Genomic DNA, 14,841 nt, shown 5'->3' on the forward strand with positions numbered 1-14,841 from the left:
CAGGCAGGCCACGACATCGTGCCGCCATGACCCAGCAAGCAGCCACCGCCCGCATCGACGCACGGCAGATGCTCAACAAGGTCCCCGAGGTCACCATCTGGTTCTGGGTGATCAAGATCCTGTGCACGACTGTCGGAGAGAGCTTCGCCGACTGGATCAACATGACGCTCGGCGTCGGCCTCGTGAACACCGCAGTGCTGTTCACGGTGGTGTTCGGCGCCGTCCTCACAGTTCAGATGACCCTGCGGCAGTACGTCCCGGTCGCGTACTGGCTCACGGTGGTCGTCGTCAGCGTCACCGGCACCCTGTACACCGACATCCTCACCGACCAGCTGGGCGTGCCCCTGTGGATCAGCACCACGGTGTTCTCGCTGTTGCTGGCTGCGGTGTTCGCGATCTGGTACGCCCGCGAGCGCACCCTGTCGATCCACACGATCGTCACGGTTCCGCGCGAGGCGTTCTACTGGCTGGCCGTCCTTGTCACGTTCGCGCTCGGCACGGCTGCCGGCGACTGGACGCTCGAGCTGACCGGCTGGGGACCTGGGAAGTCTGTGCTTCTCCCGCTGGGCCTGATCGGCATCGTCACGATCGTGTGGCGCCTCGGCGCCAACGAGGTGCTCACCTTCTGGCTGGCGTACATCCTGACCAGGCCGCTCGGCGCGAACATCGGTGACTGGTTCGCCACGCCGAGCAGCGAGAAGGGCCTCGGGATCGGCACGTTCGTCACCAGCATCATCTTCCTGGGCGCCATCTTGGTGACCGTCGTGTACCTGTCGATCTCGAGGACCGACGTCATCGAGAACCGCGAGGCACGACCGACCGGGCAGTTCGTCCGGCCAGAGCGTCAGCGGGCACTGACCGCCGTGCTCGTGACCGTCGCACTCGGAACCGTCGGCCTGCTCGCGTGGGCAAACCAGCAGCCACACACCAGCTCGCTCGAGGCCGAGGGACCCGCGCCGAGCTGCTCCGGGTCGCCCGTCAACCAGGACCAGGCAACCCAGCGGGTCGCCTCGACGTTCCCTGCCGACTCGGTGCACAACTACCGCACCATCACCCAGGACACGCTCCAGCTGATCGACTCCGGCGACCAGTCCGGTGCCGCCAGCCGGGTCACCGACCTCGAGACCGCATGGGACGACGACCAGGCCTCGCTGCAGCAGATGGACTGCCAGACCTGGACCTACGTCGACCAGCAGATCGACCCCGTCCTGTCTGCAGTACGCGCCTCGAACCCGGACAAGGCGCACGAGGAGGCGGCGCTGAACGCGCTGCTGGCGACCCTCGGCTGACGGGTGGCCGCCGAGAGACATTCAGGCTGCGTGCAGGTGCCTTCGGCGAAGGTAGGACAGTGACGGCACAACGACCGCCCGTGGCCTGCCACCGGGCAGACGACCGCACCGGTCGAGCGATCCGTCCTCCGCTCGACCGGTGCGGTCCGGTCGGAGCCTGAGATGGAGCCGCGCCTGGTCGCCTACGTGTTGCCGGTCTTCAACGAGTCGGCCGGCATCGTCGCGTTCCACCACGAGCTGGTCGACGCGACGCGGTCGAGACCCGACCTCCGGTTCGAGTTCGTGTACGTCGACGACGGGAGCAGCGACACCTCCCTGTCCGAGCTGATCGGTCTCCGCCGGGCCGACGATCGGGTCACGGTCGTGTCTCTGTCTCGCAATCACGGCCATCAGGTCGCCGTCAGCGCCGGACTCGACCTGTGTGGCGCCGCGGACGCGGTCGTCGTCATGGACACCGATCTGCAAGACCCGCCAGCGGTGAGTCTCCGGATGCTCGTGACCTGGGAAGCCGGCGCCGACGTCGTGTACGCGCAGCGTCGAACCAGGCAGGACACCTGGTTCAAGCGGACGTCCGCATCGTCGTTCTACTGGCTGCTCGACCAGGTTTCCGAGGTCGAAATCCCGCGCCACGTCGGCGACTTCCGGCTCATGGACAGGCGGGTCGTGGCAGAGGTTGCCCGCTACCGCGAGCACGACAGGTTCCTGCGCGGAATCGTCGCCCAGGTCGGATTCCGTCAGGAGGCGATCCTGTACGACCGCGCCGCTCGCACCACCGGAACGTCCGGATACCCGATCCGCTCGATGCTGAAGCTCGCCGCCAGCGGATTGCTCGGCTTCTCCACGACGCCGCTGCGGCTGATCAGCCGCACGGGGATCGCGATCTCCCTGGTCAGTGTCGGACTCGCTGCGTACGTGTTCGGTGTTCGCGTCTTCGACCCCGACCAGGCTGTTCCGGGATGGGCGTTCCTCGGCGTCGGCATGTTCCTGCTCGGCGGGCTCCAGCTGGTGATGATGGGTGTGATCGGCAGCTATCTCGGTCGCGTCTACGTCGAGGCCCAGGACCGGCCCCTGTACGCGATCGCGTCGTGTGCGCGCGGCCGCGGCGGCCGCGGGGACAGCGCAGGGTCTCGGGTCGACGAGCTCAGCCTTCAGCCGCCAGGACGTCAGGACCCGTCAATTTCGTAGGGCCCGTCGCCGGGGCGGCTCCCTGGCTCAGGTCGTACATGACGTGCCCTCCGATCATGGTCGGCTCGAACTCGGACTGCACCCAGGCCTCGATCTGGGTGCCTGCGGGCCCGTACGTTCCGCCCGGGATGAACCAGTGCACCTGTCGGTCGCGGACCATGGCGCTGAACTGTTGGAGCGTCGGCGCTGGGTCGGTTCCCTTGTAGCCGCCGATGGCCAGCACGGGAGCGCCCGCCTTCAGCTGGTACGCGGCTGCGCCCTTGGCGCCCAGGGTCGCGGCTGCCCAGCGGTAGTCGTGCGAACCGGTCGCAAGAGCGGTAACGACCTCGTCCGAGATCGGTGCATATGCGCCGAAGATTCCGCCGTACGCGCTGGGCGCGACCAACTCCGTCGTGGTGGCGGCTCGGCCGGGTCCGGCCATCGGACCGGACCCGACATGGGGAGACCGGACCGTGGCCACCGAGAACAGGACCGGTCCGAGCAGCGTCGCGACTAGTGCGACGACAGCCAACGGCGCCGCGATGGGCCGCTCGGAGGTGCTTCGACCGACGACGAACGCTGCGCCGAGGCCGGCGGCGAGCACGACCGGGAACCACCATCGGAGCTCGTATCCGACGGCTGCGACGGTCGCGCCCGAGACAAGAGTCGTGAGCACGATGGTGGCGACGAGCAGTCGGCGCACGCGAACCTTGTCGCGGCGCTCCCACGCCAGCCACGACCCGACCGCGACGAGAGCAGAGATGGGGGGCGCGAGGATCACCGTGTAGTAGGAGTGGAAGATCCCTGCCATCAGCGCGAACGTCACGGAGACCACGCCGAGCCAGGTCGTCCACATGAACACGGCCGAGCGGATGGCGCCACCGTTCTCTCGGGGACGGCTCAGTCGCCACGCAGCGACGGCAAGGACGATGGCGGCGGGGAGGAGCCAGGTGATCTCCGCGCCGAGATCGACGCGACCGATGCGGGCGATGTTGGTCGCCCCGAGTCCTCCGGATGCTGAGGTGCTGCCGGTGCTCCCGGTGAGTCGGCCGAGGCCGTTGTAGCCGAGCGCGAGCTGGCGGACCGAGTTTGCCGGGGATCCGCCGATGAACGGCCGCGTGCCGATCGGCCACGCCTCGACGATCGCGACCCACCATCCGGCTGCTGCCAGCAGGGCGATGGCGCTCAGCGCGAGCCGGCCGACACGACGGGGGAAGGCTCCGCGCCCGTAGACGAAGTAGGTGAGCCACAGCGCCGGAAGCACCAGCCACGCCTCGAACATCTTGGTCAAGAACCCGAGGCCGGCGAGCGTCCCGGCAAGCACGAGCCACCCGCTGTCGTGGTGACCTTCGAGAGCGCGGATGGTGGCGTAGGCGGCACCGAGCAGGAGCATGGTCAGCATCGCGTCCGGGATGTTGTACCTGAACACCAGCACCGAGACCGGTGTGATCGCGAACAGCCCGCCGGCGAGCACAGCTACCGACGTCTGCCCTGTTGTCCGTCGGACCGTGGCGTAGAGCAGCCCCACGGACGCCACGCCCTCGACCGCCTGCGGCAGCAGAATGCTCCAGGGCGAGAGTCCGAACGCCCTTACCGACAGTCCCATCGGCCACAGCGCCAGCGGAGGCTTGTCGACCGTCAACCCGTTGGCCGCGTCGAGGGAGCCGAAGAACAGCGCCTTCCACGACACCGATCCCGCCTGCGCGGCAGCCGAGTAATAGACGTTCGCAAACCCGGACTCGTCGAGCTGCCAGGTGAACAGGAGTGCCGAGCCTGCCAGGAGCAGCATCAGCGGAGCCCGCTGTCGAAGACCATCAGGCATGGCCACACTCAGGCCTGGGTCGGAGAGAGGCGAAGACATCGTCGAGGAGGTCGCCTCCGACTTGACGCCCCCTCTCGCGGAACCACTCGCGCCCGATCACCCGGCGACGAACGGGCCGCGGGAGCCGGAGGATGAGTGCCAGCGTTCGGGCGCCGTCGTCACGTGCTCGGGTGGACTGGCTGGCGTGGGCTCGCAGTGACTCGCTCTTGTCAGACACGTAGTCCCGGACGTCCACGCGATGGGTGAGGTCGCCGCGGGCGGTGTAGGCGGTGCTGAGGTCGGGCAGTACGGGCATCGGGAGAACCCACGCGAGCGCTCGCAACACGTTGACTGCTCTCCAGATCAAGGCACGGTCGATGGTCGCCTCGAGCACGACCGGAGTGCCGGCGATCTCGGCCGCCATCGCGCCGACGCGGTGCACCTGGACGTGGTCGGGGTGGCCGTATCCGCCGTTCTCGTCGTAGGTGGTCAAGACGTCGGCACCCTCCTCGACCAGGAGCGCCGCGAGGTCGGCGGCCAGGGGTTCGGCGTCGAGCTGGCTGAACGGCACCGGTCCCCCAGGGTCGGCGGGGCCGCTGATCCCTTCACCGGAGGTCGGTACGGGCCAGCCGGTGTCGGGGTACCCCAGGACCTCGACGCGGGCGGCGCCGATCGCGGCCGCCGAGGCTTCGAGCTCGCGGATCCGACGGTCGCCAAGGTGGTCTCCGGTCCAGTCTGCTCGGGCGGCTCCCGCCTCTCCGGCTGTGGCGACGACGACGACGACGCGGTGCCCTTCGGCTGCTGCGCGGGCGAGCGTTCCGGCGGTCAGGAGGGCTTCGTCGTCGGGGTGAGCATGGAAGGACACGAGGGTGTACCGCGCCGGGCCGGGCTGGCTGGTCATTGCACTCGCTCCCGCCGCAGCAGCAGTAGTGCGAGGAGGAGGGCGCCGGCGAGCAGCCCGATCGGCCCCAGCTGCCCGATCCCGACCAGGACGAGCACGGTCAGCCCCCCGAGCAGGGGGTAGCGAGTGATGCCACGAGGGTCGCCGCTGTCGGCGGCGACGATGAACCCGGCCGCGACCCCCATCAGCGTCAGCAGCGTCAGAGGCAGCAGGTGGGATCGCAACACTGCGGCCAGCGCGAGCGTCGCTGCGAGGAGCATGGCACTCACTCGACGCACACAGCGTCCCGAGACCGGACCAGGACCGGGTAGATGGTGAGCTTGCCCAGGGCGACAGCGCCCGCGCCGATGGCGAGGCCGGCGATGTCGTCGAGCGCGAAGTGCCACCCCAGGTAGACAGTGGCGACGACGGTGCCGGCCAGATAGATCGAGAGCACGATCGTGGTCCGGCGCAGTCCGTAGTGGGCCGCCATCAGGGTCAGGACGGTCGTGATGGCGACGTGCAGGCTTGCGAACGCCGATACCTGCGCGAACGCGTCGTGCGCGGCGGGGTCTGCCAGCAGGTGGGCGCGCTGCGCGAGGTACCTCGCCTGGGTCTCGGTGACGATGCTCGTGGGCAGCCCGGCGAAGTCCTGCGGCCGATCCTCGAACGGGCCGAGCGACGGTATCGCGTAGTAGGAGGCGGTGCCGAGCACCCAGGCCCAGCACATCGCCGCCACTAGGACTGCGCCGTCACGAATCTCGTCCGCGAGTGCGACCGCCGCGACGAAAGAGACGGTCACGAGTGTCGGGAACGACTCGTAGATGACGATCAGGACCCAGGCGGCCAGGTTCTCGCCGAGCAGGTCGTGCAGGAGCACGGCCGGGGTGTGCCCGAAGAACAACCATCGGTCGATCGCCGTGAGGGTCGCATCGCGGGGTGCGTTGAGGACGTCCCAGCTCTTGAGGTTGTGGTAGCAGAAGTAGACCAGGTGGTAGCAGAGCAGCGCCGCTCCGGCCAGGGCCAGCCGACGTGCGTCCCACCGCCGGCGCACCGTGTCGAGCAGCGTGCGTGTGTTCCAGGTACGCCTCGGCGTCCGCGCGCCCGCGTCGACGATCACCAGCACCGAAAACACCACTGCGCTGATCACGATCTTCCCGGCCAGGTACTGGCCGCCTGGATCGCGGAGCGCGATGCCTACCTCGTAGGACCGCCACACGGTCACCGCGGCGAACCCGAGCACCAGCGCGATCAGGCGCAGCAACCATGGGGGCGTCGAGGTCACTGCCTGAGCGTGACCCACCCAACCTGAACGCGACCTGACTCCCCTGATGCTGACCGCCGGCGGGAGTCAGGTTGGGTTCAGGTTCGGTGCGTGAACCTGCGCACGTGACCGCTCTTCGCATCGACGACGCGCCAGGATCCGGGCTGGTCTCGTCTGCGGCGGACGTGGTCGTTCGCCGTGCGCCTCGGCCCGGGCGACGTTGGCCGGCTCGTCTGCGGTTCGCGGCGGGACTCGTGGCAGGCGCGGCGCTCACGTGCGTGGCGCTTCCCTCGGTGACCGGGGTCGCGTGGAATGACGTCGCGCCGGCCGCCACCGAGGTCCCGCCGGTGTGGCTGATAGCCCTCACCGCGCTGTGGTTCACGGGTCTTCTCGCGCACACGATCACTCTCACCGGCGCCCTGCCCGGGCTCACCCTCCGACGTGCGCTCGCCCTCAGCCTCACCGGCAGCGCCGTCGCGAACGTCCTCCCGTTGGGCGGCGCGGCCGGCATCGCGTTGAACTACCGGATGGCGCGCACGTGGGGACATTCGCCGGCGGCGATCGGCGCGTACACCGTGGTCACCAACATCTGGGACGTCGGCGTGAAGGTCCTGCTCCCGATCCTCGCACTGCCCGCCTTGCTGGTCGCCGCGTCGACCGTCGGTGCCACCGTTGCGAACGCCGTGATCGCCGGGGTCCTGGGTCTGGGTGTGCTCACCGCTCTCGGGGTCGCCACGCTGTCGTCGGCCGCGGCTGCACGACGGACGGGCAATCTCGTGGATCGCGTCTTCGGCAGGTGGCTTCGTGGCCGTTCGTGCCGGGCTGCGCTCCTTCGACTGCGGGAGGTCACCCACGCCGTCATCCGGACGCGGTGGCGACGTTTGAGTACCGGGATCGTGCTGTACACCGCGTTGCTGTTCGCGCTGCTGCTCGGCTGTCTGACGGCGTCCGGCGCCGGATCGAGCTTCACGGCGGTCCTCGCTGGTTTCACCGTCGAGCGGATCCTGACCCTGGCTGGCCTGACGCCCGGTGGCGCCGGGGTCGTGGAGGTCGGGTTGGCGACGACTCTCCTGGCCTTTCCTGGCGCTCCGGTCGGTATCGCTCTGGGTGTCCTTCTGTACCGGGCGCTCACGTTCGGCCTCGAGATCCCCGTCGGCGGTGTCGCGCTCGCGGCGTGGTTCTGGGCAGCCCGTGTCCGCGTGAAGAACCTGCCCAGTGGATCGGTTGCCTGATGCGAGTCCTCCATGTCACCGACTGCTACCGGCCTCGGGTCGGCGGCATCGAGATCCACGTCGGTGACCTGGTCGCACAGCAGCGCGCGTCGGGCGTCGATGCCCGGGTCATCACCCTGACCCCATCCGGAGGAAGCCCAGATCCGAGCTGGGTGTATCGCGCTGGGCGGCGATCCGGCCGACCGCCGTCCTCCCCGAGCCGCTCGCCGCTGGCCGCAGACGCAGAGCTCCGCCGCCTGCTCGAGTGGTGGCAGCCCGAGCAGGTGCACGTCCACGTGTCGGTGTTCTCACCGTTCGGGACCCTGGCCGCGCGAAGTGCCACGGGCGTCGGACTGCCGACTCTGCTCACGGTCCACTCGATGTGGAACGGTCTCGGACCGCTGCCCGCCGCGGCGCAGGTGATCCTCCAGCTGCGGCGCTGGCCGCTCCAGTGGTCGGCGGTGAGCGACGCCGCCGCGCGACCGCTGCGCAAGATGCTCGGGCCTGACGTCGAGGTCGCGGTCCTTCCGAACGCCGTCGACCCCGCGCTGTGGCAGCCCAGCGAGCGAGATCTGCCAGGCACGGACGTGAATGTGCCGACGCTGGTGTCGGTCATGCGGTTCACCCGCACGAAGCGAGCTGTTCCGCTGGCTCGGATGCTGCTCGCGCTGCGCGGTTCGGTTCCTGCTGGGGACGCGTTCCGGGCGGTCGTCATCGGTGACGGGCCTCAGCGCGAGGCGTTTGCGCGGTTCGTGGGTCACCACCGCATGGATGACTGGGTGGATCTACCTGGTCGCCTCGACCGTTCCGTGGTGCGTGAACACCTCGAGCGCTCGGACTGCTTCGTCGCACCGGGCGAGCTCGAGTCGTTCGGCCTCGCCGCGCTGGAAGCGCGGGCCGTCGGCCTCCCCGTCGTGGCGTCCGAACGATCCGGGGTGAGCGAGTTCATCGGCCACGGACGAGAAGGTCTGCTCGCGCGCGATGACCGTGCCATGGTTGCGGCGCTGGGCCGGATGGTCACCGACCGGCCCCTGCGTGAGGCGATCCGGGCGCACAACCGGCAGACGCCGATCTCGCACGACTGGCCGACAGCGCTGCGGCGGACCCAGATGCTCTACTCACGCTCCGCTGACCTCGCCGTCACGACTCGCCCGGTGCGCCCGACGAGCGCGACTGCCTAGCTCCGAGTCCGACGCGTCCCCGGGCGCCCTGTGGGCTATGCGCGTGGCAGGCGAACGATGAAGGCCGCCCCGGAATCGGGCTTCCCCACGATGATCTCGCCGCCGAGCGAGCGGGCCACCCGTTGGGCAATACCGAGGCCGAGGCCGGTGCCGCCGGTACTGGAGGTCCCGACCTCGAAGATCTGCTCACGAAGGTCGTTGGCGACACCCGGGCCGTCATCGTCGATAGCGATCTCGATGGCGTGCGGTAGGTCGGCGGCGCGCACGACGACACGAGAGCTGGCGTGCGCGACCGCGTTGTCGAGCACCGGCGCAACCGCGCGCAGAACCAGGTTCGGCGGGCCTCCGATCCGCGCCGTCGACGCGGCAGTGTCGTCGACGAGATCGAGCCGTGCCGGCACCGACTGACGAAGGGTCTCGACCAGGTCTGAGACCCGGCAGCTCGCGGATGCTCCCGCAGCCGCGGGATCGCGGGCGACGTCGACCAGGGTCGTGATCACCTCGGCCATCGCGCGTGCGGCCCGCGAGATCTCGACGAGCTCTGCGTGGGTCTGGTCGTCGGGCACACCTCGCATCAGCGCGAGGTCGGCCGATCCCTGGATTGCCGACAGCGGCGTACGCAGCTCGTGTGCCAGTTCGGAGGTGAGGCGTTGCTCGGAGCGGATCGCCATCGCGACCCGGTCGAGGAGGTGATCGAGCGTCTCGCCGAGCTGAGCGAGCTCGTCGCCGGCTGGGTCGAGGTCGAAACGCTGCGCCAGGTCGTGCTCGCTCCAGTCTGCGGCTCGCTCCGCCATCTGCGTGACCGGGGCGAGTGCCTGGGTGGTGACGCGTCGTGCGATGACGGCGGCGAGTCCGATCACGAGGAGCCCGATTGCGATGGTGGCGACCAGGGCGTACGTCTCCGACCGTTCGTACGGCGTCGTGTCCTGGCTGACCACGACCACACCTTGTTGACCTGCGGTGCTGGTGAACGGAAGTGCTCGTAGCCGGAGCTCCTCGTGGGCGGTGGCGTTCGTCGGCGACGTCACCGTCGCCAGGTCGTCCGCGGCGTCGCGTGCATCCTTTTCGATGGACCCGGCGACGAGGCGACCCTCCTCGTCGTAGACCCGGACGCCGGGATCGAGAGCATCGGCGGGCACCGTCACATGTGGCGATTTGGCGTCGGTGTTGGCATCGACGACCCGGACCACGGCAGCTCCCCGGTCGGTGAGCACGCGGTCGATGTCGCGCTGAGCGGTGTAGGCGAGAACGATCTGGACGCCGACGATGGCGATGAGCATGGCGGCCGTCACCAGCGCGACGGTCGAGGCCACGATCCGGCCACGGAAGGTGCTGGGGAGGAGTCGACGCAGGAAGTTCACCGAAGTGTCAGCCCTACTCCTCGGACCGTGCGAAGTTGCAGAGGAGAGCCGACCTCGGTGAGCTTGACGCGGATCCGGCGCACGTAGGAGTCGACGGTGTTCTCGCTGACCATGGCGCCGTCGGGCCAGGCGGCGGCAACGATTGCGCGGCGGCGCACGACCTCGCCCGGGCGGGAGGTGATGGCTGCGAGCATGCGGAACTCGGTCGGGGTCAACAGGACCTCTTTGTCATTGCAGACCAGGGCGTGCCGAGCTGGATCGAGCAGCAGGTCGGTCGATGCGTTGCCGGTGACGATGCGGCCGCGCTTGGCCAGCGCTTCGACCCGTGCGATGAGTTCCTTGACGTCGAACGGCTTGGGAAGGTAGTCGTCGGCCCCGGCGCTGAACCCCGCGAGTCGGTCGTGGACCGCGCCGAGCGCGGTGAGGAACAGCACCGGTGCGGGCTGTCCCGCCGACCGCAGGGCCTGGCAGACGTCTCGCCCGTCGGCGTCGGGCAGTCCGATGTCGAGAACGATGACATCGAGGCTGTCATCGGTCGTGAACAACTGGAGCGCCTCGCGACCGTCGTGTGCAGGGACGCCTACGTGGCCGGCGTGGTCGAGCGCGGCCAGGACGATGCGGCGGATCGCCGGGTCGTCTTCACACAGCCCGATGCGAGCCATTTCTGACCCCCTCTCGTGTCGAGGGTGCGCCGACAAACCTGCAAGGTACCTGACTGCTCAGCGCGCGTCGGGCGTTCAGGTCCGCTGCAGGTGGGTCGACGCACGGTGTGTCCATGACACCGCCGCTCGAGGTCGCTGACGTACGCCGGGCAGCGGTGCGCCGGTCATGAGCACGATCGAGCGGGTCCGGGCCGCCACAGCGTCGCCGGCGCCGGTTGCGGTCGGGATGACCGGCGCGGTGGTGGCTGCCGTGCTGGCGATAGCGGCGCGGCTCCCGTTCCTGACTGATCCGCTGGGGCCCGACGAGGGCGGGTTCCTCCTCGTGGCGTCCCAGTGGTCGCCCGGACGGTCGTTGTACGGGGACTATTTCGTGGACCGACCACCGGGGCTGATTGCCATCTACGACGTCGCGGGCCAGCTCGGCGGCGCGGTCCCGCTCCGCGTGCTGGGGGCTGGTGCGGTCGTTGTCGCCGTCCTGCTCGCGGGACGTCTCGGTCGAACGCCGCCTGCTGCCCTGTGTGCAGCCCTGCTCTCGACCCCACTGTTCGGCAGCATGGAGATCAACGGCGAGCTGCTCGCGGTCCCGTTCGTCCTTGCCTCGGCCGCCCTGGTTCTTCGTGCCTTCGGCAGCGGCAGTGGCACCGACCGGCACGCGGCCGCAGCAGGTGCGGGCGCGGCAGCGGCATCGGCGGCGGCGGCGCTGGTGAAGCAGAACATGATCGACGGCGTGGTGGTGGCCGTCGTCGTCCTGGTCGCCATGGCGATCGAGCGTCCGCTGAGGGAGGCGGCGCTCTGCGCAGCGGCGCTCGTGGCCGGCGCCGTCGCCGCGAGCGGTATCGCGCTGGCGTCCGCCGAGTCCCGCGGTACCAGCCCCCGGGCGCTGTGGGACGCGCTCGTCACGTTCCGGGCGCAGGCGGCCGCGGTCATCCATGCGTCGGCGCCCGCGACCACGTCCGAGCGACTCCACACGATGCTGTTGGCAGGCCTTGCCGCCGGCGTCCCTGCCGTCCTGGTGGCCGCGGCGTGCGGGCGACGGCGCCAGGGTGCGGATGGCGTTGTGCTCTGGGCTGCGATCGCAGCCTTGGCATGGGAGTCGGCGAGCGCATTGCTCGGCGGCAGCTACTGGCTGCACTACCTGATCGTGTTCGTCCCCGGACTGGTGCTGCTGGTGACAGCTGTCGAGGGACGGTGGGTGGCATACGCACTGCGATACGTCGCGTTCTCCGCAGCGGTCGCGGTCGTCGGCGCACTGCTACATCCGATCCACATGGATGCGGACGCCGCTGTTTCGGCGTACATCCGAGGTGCGTCCCGGCCGGGCGACACCATGGTCGTCGCCTTCGGCCACCCCAACATCGTGGCGGATGCTGGGCTGCAGAGTCCCTACGATAACCCGTGGAGCCTTCCGGTCCGCGTGAGGGACCCGCACCTCGACGGACTCGCAGCCGTCCTGCGGGGTTCGGCGGCGCCGCGGTGGGTCGTGGTCGACGGGAGGTCTCTGGCAACGTGGGGAGTCGATCCGGCTGCGGCTCAACACGTTCTCGACACCGAGTACCGGCTGGTGGATTCTGCCGGTGGCTGGCACGTGTTCGAGCACGAATGACCGCGGACTGGCCGTTCCCGCGGGGCTGTCCCCCACCACGAGGAGTGCAGGATGTCTCGCCCCTACCGTGTCGCTGCGGTTGCGGTCACGATCGCGACGACGGTGGCGCTGTCCAGCGGCTGTTCCTCGGCAAGGATTCCAGAGGGCAACCAGGGCGCCTCGCCACAGCCAGCGCGGGTGACAAAGCTGCTGGTGTTCGTCGTCGAGAATCACTCGCTCCGGCAGATGCGGTACGGAATGCCATGGCTCAGTCGACTGGCGACCAGGTACGGGTACGCGACCGGGTATCGCGCGATCACTCACCCCTCCCTGCCCAACTACCTGGGGATCGCGGGCGGGGATACTTTCGGTGTCACCGATGATGCGCCACCGTCGGCACACCCGATCAACGCGCCGAGTGTGTTCGGGTCTGCGGTGCGAGCCGGTCGCACCGCGACGATCTACGCGGAGGGGATGGACACGCGCTGCCAACGGGTCAACGGCGGGCGGTACGCGGTGCGTCACAACCCGTGGACGTACTTCCGCTCGGAGCGTCGGATGTGCCGGCGCCACGACATGCCGCTCACTGCGCTCAGCGGTGACGTCACTGCGGGCGACCTCCCGCAAGTCGGCATGGTCATCCCCGACGTCTGCAACGACGCCCACGACTGCTCGCTTGCTCGCGCCGACGAGTGGCTTCGGGATCAGGTGGGGAAGGCGTTGCGTGGACCGGACTTCACCTCGCGACACCTGGCCATAGTCGTCACGGCAGACGAGGACGACGGGTACCACGGGAACCGGGTTCTGACCGTGGTCGCTCATCCGCAGCTGCACCACGTGACTGTCCGCCGCCCGCTCAGCCACTACTCACTGTCGCGTTCGTATGCGGAGGTTGCGAACATCGAGCCACTGGCCCATGCGGCGGGCTCCCGGTCGCTACTGCGGGCGTTCGGCCTGCACTGACCGGCGGCCCCGGACCTACCTGGGCCCCGTCGCTGGATTGTGGAGGTGTGGGTTCACGGTGGTGAACGCTGCATCACTAGCCGCCGCCCGACCTGCGCCATCCCGGGCGACCTCCGCAGCATCGGACGGACAGGAAGCCCGGAAGGCTGCGGACGACCACGGACATCCGCGAGGTCAATCGGGGCAGCGAATACGGGCAATCGTGGCGGCAAGCTGAGCTGCTGGCCCGAATTGCAGCGTGAGCAGCGGGGACCCGGGCGTGCACCGATCGCGTCGTCTGGAGGTGGTCGTCCGCCGCGTGACTCCTGTCCCGCACCGGGTGCCGCACCGGGTGCTGCACTCGATCTGGACTGGACGTGGCTGCTGCCATAAAGACACAAACCCTGCGGGGTTTCGATGGGCTGAGAACTCCCTCTGACGCTCGCACCGATTGCTCTGCCCCGGCAGGTACGCGTTTCCCTTGCGGACACGGGCAAGTCAGCGGATGCCGACGCAACCGGGCCGGCATGCCACGGGCCATCGGCTGGGTCGTGTGCAGTCTGCCGGCCGCTCGACTGACGTTGCGCTCGGTGAGCAGGGCGTCACTCGACGGCGGCCGGCGATCGCCGTCGCCGTGGGACGCCCAGCCGATGCTCAGACAGCGTCGGCGGCGGAGAAACCGTAGGTGCGGGATCGTCCAGTCTCGACGGATGTCGACGTGACGATTGGAGGGCCGGGCGGGTAGGCGGGACCGCCTGGGTGGGCATCGTTCCACGCCTTCTTGATGGCGGCGATGCGCTCAAGCTCGTCGACGACGACTCCGACGTCCTCGTACCGGCTGAGAACGAACCCGAGCTGCGCCTCCGCGCCGCGAGCGTTGGCGATGGCGCCCGTGCCGAGGACGTGCTCGAACAGCCAGACGCGGTAAGGGTCGTCGATCCCATCGCCATCCCAGTCCACGTCGAACTCCAGGTCACTGCCAACCTCCTCGGGCGAGAGGTTGCCCGACAGCCGAGCGATGGCGTCGCAGCACGCGTCGAACACGACCTCAGCGAGGTCGAGCGTGCTCAAGCTGAGCCGCGCAACGTGGCGGCTCAGGTCTGCGAGGTCGGTGTCGCGGATCTGGACGGTTCGGCCGTCCGGGGTCATGACGTTCATGGGTGGCTTTGTCTCCTTCGAGCGGTTGGGTCGACGCCGGTCGCCGGCTGCCGTTGCCGGGCTTGTGATGCGAATGGTCCGGCCGGGGACCGGAGTGCAATACCGACCGCGACGGGAGGAGAGCACTGACGACGGCCGTGCGCTACGGCGGCGTGACGGCCGGCACGAGTCTCGAGGGCAGCGAGCGAGGGTTCGCCACATCCGGGGCCGATGATTCAGCTACGCGATCACTCCGTGAGGTAGTCGACGCGCCGTCGGGGCAATCGGATCCGAACCGGGCTGGTCGGTGGGTTGGGTCTCACTCGACCCGCCAGCCCACTCGCCGGCATGCGCCGAGTGCACACGT

13 protein-coding genes are annotated in these 14,841 nt (G+C 69.3%); 6 read left to right on the plus strand and 7 right to left on the minus strand.

Going from position 1 to position 14,841, the window contains the following annotated elements; translation table 11 throughout:
- Nucleotides 1–26 precede the first annotated feature (26 nt).
- Nucleotides 27–1,289 carry a COG4705 family protein gene (locus HZF07_RS08540; RefSeq protein ID WP_157340913.1) on the plus strand — a complete coding sequence of 421 codons (1,263 nt, stop codon included), beginning with the start codon at nt 27–29 and terminating at the stop codon, nt 1,287–1,289.
- Nucleotides 1,290–1,451: 162 nt separating this feature from the next.
- Nucleotides 1,452–2,474 carry a glycosyltransferase family 2 protein gene (locus tag HZF07_RS08545; protein ID WP_157340915.1) on the plus strand — a complete coding sequence of 341 codons (1,023 nt, stop codon included), beginning with the start codon at nt 1,452–1,454 and terminating at the stop codon, nt 2,472–2,474.
- Here HZF07_RS08545 and HZF07_RS08550 read toward each other — a convergent pair.
- From HZF07_RS08550 to HZF07_RS08565, 4 genes are read right to left on the minus strand one after another with little or no spacing between them, the layout of a single operon-like run.
- Nucleotides 2,431–4,314 (minus strand): glycosyltransferase family 39 protein, encoded by a 1,884-nt coding sequence (locus HZF07_RS08550; RefSeq protein WP_157340916.1) that lies wholly within the window; start codon nt 4,312–4,314, stop codon nt 2,431–2,433. The genes HZF07_RS08545 and HZF07_RS08550 overlap by 44 nt on opposite strands.
- Nucleotides 4,268–5,155: a PIG-L deacetylase family protein gene (locus HZF07_RS08555; protein WP_157340918.1), complete on the minus strand. Its 888-nt coding sequence runs from the start codon at nt 5,153–5,155 to the stop codon at nt 4,268–4,270. The genes HZF07_RS08550 and HZF07_RS08555 overlap by 47 nt, the downstream gene beginning before the upstream one ends.
- Nucleotides 5,152–5,415, minus strand: coding sequence for a hypothetical protein (locus HZF07_RS08560; protein WP_157340920.1), 264 nt, complete (start codon nt 5,413–5,415; stop codon nt 5,152–5,154). Before HZF07_RS08560 ends, HZF07_RS08555 begins: the two co-directional genes overlap by 4 nt.
- A 5-nt stretch (nt 5,416–5,420) precedes the next feature.
- Nucleotides 5,421–6,419 (minus strand): phosphatase PAP2 family protein, encoded by a 999-nt coding sequence (locus HZF07_RS08565; protein WP_309504665.1) that lies wholly within the window; start codon nt 6,417–6,419, stop codon nt 5,421–5,423.
- A gap of 233 nt (nt 6,420–6,652) precedes the next feature.
- Here HZF07_RS08565 and HZF07_RS08570 point away from each other — a divergent pair, with 233 nt between their 5' ends.
- On the plus strand, nt 6,653–7,630 hold the full coding sequence (locus HZF07_RS08570; protein WP_309504666.1) for a lysylphosphatidylglycerol synthase domain-containing protein: 978 nt from the start codon (nt 6,653–6,655) through the stop codon (nt 7,628–7,630).
- Nucleotides 7,573–8,790, plus strand: coding sequence for a glycosyltransferase family 4 protein (locus tag HZF07_RS08575; RefSeq protein ID WP_157340924.1), 1,218 nt, complete (start codon nt 7,573–7,575; stop codon nt 8,788–8,790). The genes HZF07_RS08570 and HZF07_RS08575 overlap by 58 nt, the downstream gene beginning before the upstream one ends.
- A gap of 35 nt (nt 8,791–8,825) precedes the next feature.
- Here HZF07_RS08575 and HZF07_RS08580 read toward each other — a convergent pair whose 3' ends face one another.
- Both HZF07_RS08580 and HZF07_RS08585 read right to left on the minus strand, forming a co-directional pair.
- On the minus strand, nt 8,826–10,151 hold the full coding sequence (locus tag HZF07_RS08580) for a HAMP domain-containing sensor histidine kinase (protein WP_157340926.1): 1,326 nt from the start codon (nt 10,149–10,151) through the stop codon (nt 8,826–8,828).
- Entirely contained in the window at nt 10,148–10,813 is a 666-nt protein-coding gene (locus tag HZF07_RS08585; RefSeq protein WP_157340928.1) for a response regulator transcription factor, read from the minus strand. The genes HZF07_RS08580 and HZF07_RS08585 overlap by 4 nt, the downstream gene beginning before the upstream one ends.
- Nucleotides 10,814–10,979: 166 nt before the next feature.
- Between HZF07_RS08585 and HZF07_RS08590 the strand changes: the two genes are divergently transcribed.
- Entirely contained in the window at nt 10,980–12,416 is a 1,437-nt protein-coding gene (locus HZF07_RS08590) for a hypothetical protein (protein ID WP_157340930.1), read from the plus strand.
- Nucleotides 12,417–12,467: 51 nt separating this feature from the next.
- Entirely contained in the window at nt 12,468–13,358 is an 891-nt protein-coding gene (locus HZF07_RS08595; protein WP_157340932.1) for an alkaline phosphatase family protein, read from the plus strand.
- A 633-nt stretch (nt 13,359–13,991) separates the two neighbouring features.
- Here HZF07_RS08595 and HZF07_RS08600 read toward each other — a convergent pair.
- On the minus strand, nt 13,992–14,495 hold the full coding sequence (locus tag HZF07_RS08600; protein WP_157340933.1) for a hypothetical protein: 504 nt from the start codon (nt 14,493–14,495) through the stop codon (nt 13,992–13,994).
- Nucleotides 14,496–14,841 lie beyond the last annotated feature (346 nt).

The organism is Nocardioides agri (genome assembly GCF_013778305.1).
GTDB classification, from domain to species: Bacteria; Actinomycetota; Actinomycetes; order Propionibacteriales; family Nocardioidaceae; genus Nocardioides; species Nocardioides agri.

Coding starts and splice junctions, on each gene's coding strand:
- HZF07_RS08540 (WP_157340913.1), top strand. CDS start 27: ATGACCCAGCAAGCAGCCACCGCCCGCATCGACGCACGGCAGATGCTC.
- HZF07_RS08545 (WP_157340915.1), top strand. CDS start 1,452: ATGGAGCCGCGCCTGGTCGCCTACGTGTTGCCGGTCTTCAACGAGTCG.
- HZF07_RS08550 (WP_157340916.1), bottom strand. CDS start 4,314: ATGTCTTCGCCTCTCTCCGACCCAGGCCTGAGTGTGGCCATGCCTGAT.
- HZF07_RS08555 (WP_157340918.1), bottom strand. CDS start 5,155: ATGACCAGCCAGCCCGGCCCGGCGCGGTACACCCTCGTGTCCTTCCAT.
- HZF07_RS08560 (WP_157340920.1), bottom strand. CDS start 5,415: ATGCTCCTCGCAGCGACGCTCGCGCTGGCCGCAGTGTTGCGATCCCAC.
- HZF07_RS08585 (WP_157340928.1), bottom strand. CDS start 10,813: ATGGCTCGCATCGGGCTGTGTGAAGACGACCCGGCGATCCGCCGCATC.
- HZF07_RS08590 (WP_157340930.1), top strand. CDS start 10,980: ATGAGCACGATCGAGCGGGTCCGGGCCGCCACAGCGTCGCCGGCGCCG.
- HZF07_RS08595 (WP_157340932.1), top strand. CDS start 12,468: ATGTCTCGCCCCTACCGTGTCGCTGCGGTTGCGGTCACGATCGCGACG.
- HZF07_RS08600 (WP_157340933.1), bottom strand. CDS start 14,495: ATGAACGTCATGACCCCGGACGGCCGAACCGTCCAGATCCGCGACACC.